This is a genomic window from Erythrobacter epiphyticus (assembly GCF_034653295.1).
In the GTDB taxonomy this organism is placed as follows: domain Bacteria; phylum Pseudomonadota; class Alphaproteobacteria; order Sphingomonadales; family Sphingomonadaceae; genus Erythrobacter.
The window spans coordinates 1-1,091 of record NZ_JAYEEU010000035.1 but is presented as its reverse complement, the minus strand read 5'-3'; the positions used below and the strand labels follow the sequence as shown (position 1 = coordinate 1,091).

Here is a 1,091-nt window from a genome sequence, read left to right as displayed (position 1 = left end):
GTCCCCAATCTGACCATCGGCGGCACGGCGGGCGGGGGCTACGACGATCTCGACGACGACATTCCGTTCTGATCGGCGCGCCTGCCGCATGGCGCAATTCCGCCCGCGTGATTCCTAATTTGATATGAAGCGTTTGGCGCGCTAGGCTTCCCGCTCCCATTGTGGGAACGTGCAAGGGATCAGCATGCTCAAGGTCGCCAATCTTACCAAGCAATTTGCCGATGTGCGCGCGGTTGATGATCTGAGCTTTGCGGTCGAGCCGGGCGAAATCTACGGCTTTCTCGGGGGCAATGGTGCGGGCAAGACCACCACCTTGCGCATGGTGCTCGACATCATCCGGCCCACGTCCGGAACGATTGAAGTGATGGGCAGCGCGCCCGATCGGCGCGCCTCGGGCGCCATCGGCTTCCTGCCCGAAGAACGCGGCCTTTACGGCAATATGACGGTGATCGCCATGAACGCCTATTACGGCCAGCACAAACAGATGCGCGCGGGCGATGCCCGTGCGCACGGGATGGAGCTGCTCGAACGCTTCGATCTGGCCGACCGGGCCAAGGCCAAGGTTGCCGATCTGTCGAAAGGCATGGCGCAGAAAGTGCAGCTTGCCACGGCACTCGTCAACCGCCCGCGCCTGCTCATTCTGGACGAGCCGTTTTCCGGGCTTGATCCGGTCAATCAGGGGCTGCTGGAGGATGAAATCCTGCGCGCCGCCGGGACGGGCGCAGCGGTGATCTTTTCCACCCATGTGATGCAGCATGCCGAGCGGCTGTGCGAGCGCATCCTGCTGCTGCGCAAGGGGCGCAAGCGGTTCGAAGGCACGATTGCCGAGGCCCGCCACGAGCAGGATATTGGCAAAGCTCATGCGCGGGTCTCCTCGATGGATGGATCATTGCCGACCAGTGCGACAAACACATCATGCAGCGAGGCGCGCTGTTCCTCGAAGCGGCGCAGCGGCAAGCCTTGCGCGGTGCAGGCTTCGAGCAGATCGCCCGCCTCGACGCCGGGAGCAAGCTGCAACGACCATGCGCGCCAGCCCTCGCCAAGATCGCTCACCGGCTCGGCCGCGGCGATCCCGGACATTGTCGCAATCC

The 1,091-nt window shown here is 63.8% G+C and carries 1 protein-coding gene and 1 pseudogene; one reads left to right on the top strand and one right to left on the bottom strand.

Annotated elements, in window-relative coordinates:
* Nucleotides 1-184: 184 nt before the first annotated feature.
* Nucleotides 185-685, top strand: a pseudogene (locus tag SOQ14_RS14500) (ABC transporter ATP-binding protein); the annotation flags it as partial.
* Between the two features lie 173 nt (nt 686-858).
* Here SOQ14_RS14500 and SOQ14_RS14495 read toward each other — a convergent pair.
* The gene (locus SOQ14_RS14495) at nt 859-1,080 is read right to left on the bottom strand and encodes an ATP-binding protein DrrA1-3 family domain-containing protein (protein ID WP_416232770.1); all 222 of its coding nucleotides are present in this window, start codon (nt 1,078-1,080) and stop codon (nt 859-861) included.
* Nucleotides 1,081-1,091: the final 11 nt, after the last annotated feature.

Coding starts and splice junctions, on each gene's coding strand:
- SOQ14_RS14495 (WP_416232770.1), bottom strand. CDS start 1,080: ATGTCCGGGATCGCCGCGGCCGAGCCGGTGAGCGATCTTGGCGAGGGC.